This window comes from Micromonospora globispora (assembly GCF_003857015.1).
GTDB lineage: Bacteria > Actinomycetota > Actinomycetes > Mycobacteriales > Micromonosporaceae > Micromonospora > Micromonospora globispora.
Genome location: NZ_QGGF01000540.1, coordinates 1 through 1,592, shown reverse-complemented (window position 1 = coordinate 1,592; position 1,592 = coordinate 1). Strand labels below are relative to the sequence as shown.

Genomic DNA, 1,592 nt, shown 5'->3' with positions numbered 1-1,592 from the left:
GACCAGTGCGGCGCCGGCGCTGCCGAGCAGCCCGACCAGCACGATCCGCCGGAACACCACCGGGTCGATCCGGTGGAACAGCAGGTTGCCCAGCCACCAGCCGAGCGGCACGGCCGGGAGGGCGATCAGGGCGGTCCGCACCACGTCGAGGTGCACCTGGCCGGTCGCCGCGAATCCCGCCAGGCCCATCAGGCCGGTGCCGGAGAAGGTCGCGGCGAGGGTGGCCCGGAAGGTGCGCGGGTCGTAGCCGAGCGAGTGGAACGCGGCGACCAGCGGCGGCCCGTTGGTGCCGGTGGCGGCGGTGAGCACCCCGACGAGCACGCCGACCATTCCGAGCCCGAGCCGGCCGGTGCGGATCCGGGCGTTGAACCAGACCAGGGCGACGCAGCCGAGCACCACCACCGCGATCACCGCGCTGAGCATCCGTTCCGGCGCGTGCGCGAGGACCAGCAGGCCGACCGGCAGCCCGAGCAGGGCGGTCCCGGTGAGCGCCGCCGCGACCCGCCACTGCGCGTACGCGCGCTCGCGGACGGCCGCGACCAGGGTCAGCCCGATGCCGGTCAGCGCGGAGACCAGGACGGCACTGCGGGGGTCGATCGCGGCGGCCAGCAGCGGCACGGTCACCAGCGCGTACCCGAAGCCGCTGACCGCCTGGGCGAACGCACCGAGCAGCACGATGCCGAAGGCGGCGAGCAGCAGGACCATCCGATCAGGGTGACCGGGCCGGCGGCAGGCTGGCAATCGGCCCGGCCGCCGGAGACGCGCGACACACCGCGGCTTTCGTTTGAAACTTTTACAAACCGGAAAGGTGCTGGTCGCACCGCACTGTGATCCTGGCGGAGCCCGGGATCGTCCTGCTCGATCCAGGTGTTTCAGGAAGTGTTCCCGCACCACGAGGGGGAGGACATGAGCGAGACGTACCACGCGGTGGCGAACAGTCGGCGGACCCGGCTGGGCGCGGACTGGCACCCGCACCAGTGCGAGGCCCGGGAATACCCGGTGACCGACGGTCCGGTCGCCAACGCCCGGCGTTCGCGGGCGGAGGATGACCCCGAGGGCGGCGCCGACTCGTGAGCACCGGCGGCACGGGGTGACTGGCGCGGGTGACTAGGCTCGACCGGGTGGAGCAGACTCGAACGCTGACCCCCCGCACCGCCGTCATCTGGGCGGTGCTTCGGGACGAGCTGGCCCGCCGGACCGGCGAGCGGCTCACCGTGCTCGACATCGGCGGCGGCACCGGCGGCTTCGCCGTCCCGCTCGCCGAGGCCGGCCACTGGGTCACCGTGGTCGACGCCAGCCCCGACGCACTCGCCGCGCTGACCCGCCGGGCCGCCGAGGCCGGGGTCGCTGACCGGGTACGCGCGGTGCAGGGCGACGGCGACGCACTCGCCGGGCTGGTCGAGCCGGCCAGCGTCGACCTGGTGCTCTGCCACTCCGTCCTGGAGGTCGTCGACGAACCGGCGTCCGTGATGTCGGCGCTGGTCGGCGCGCTGCGCCGCGGCGGCGCCGCCAGCATCCTGGTCGCCGGCCGGGCCGCCGCCGTGCTCAGCCGCGCCATGCACGGCCACCTCGACGTCGCCCCCGCGCTCGCC

The 1,592-nt window shown here is 74.6% G+C and carries 3 protein-coding genes; 2 read left to right on the top strand and 1 reads right to left on the bottom strand.

Annotation, left to right across the window (positions count from 1 at the left end):
- Positions 1-705, bottom strand: a 705-nt coding sequence (locus DKL51_RS28235) for a sulfite exporter TauE/SafE family protein (protein ID WP_148097870.1), incomplete at its 3' end; no start/stop codon positions are given.
- Positions 706-906: 201 nt separating this feature from the next.
- Between DKL51_RS28235 and DKL51_RS35270 the strand changes: the two genes are divergently transcribed.
- Together DKL51_RS35270 and DKL51_RS28230 are read left to right on the top strand one after the other, a co-directional pair.
- On the top strand, positions 907-1,074 hold the full coding sequence (locus tag DKL51_RS35270) for a hypothetical protein (protein ID WP_165823206.1): 168 nt from the start codon (positions 907-909) through the stop codon (positions 1,072-1,074).
- 29 nt (positions 1,075-1,103) lie between these two features.
- Positions 1,104-1,592, top strand: a 489-nt coding sequence (locus tag DKL51_RS28230) for a methyltransferase domain-containing protein (RefSeq protein WP_185734943.1), incomplete at its 3' end; no start/stop codon positions are given.

Excerpts from the sequence above, each read along its gene's own strand:
- DKL51_RS35270 (WP_165823206.1), top strand. The coding sequence starts at position 907 with ATGAGCGAGACGTACCACGCGGTGGCGAACAGTCGGCGGACCCGGCTG.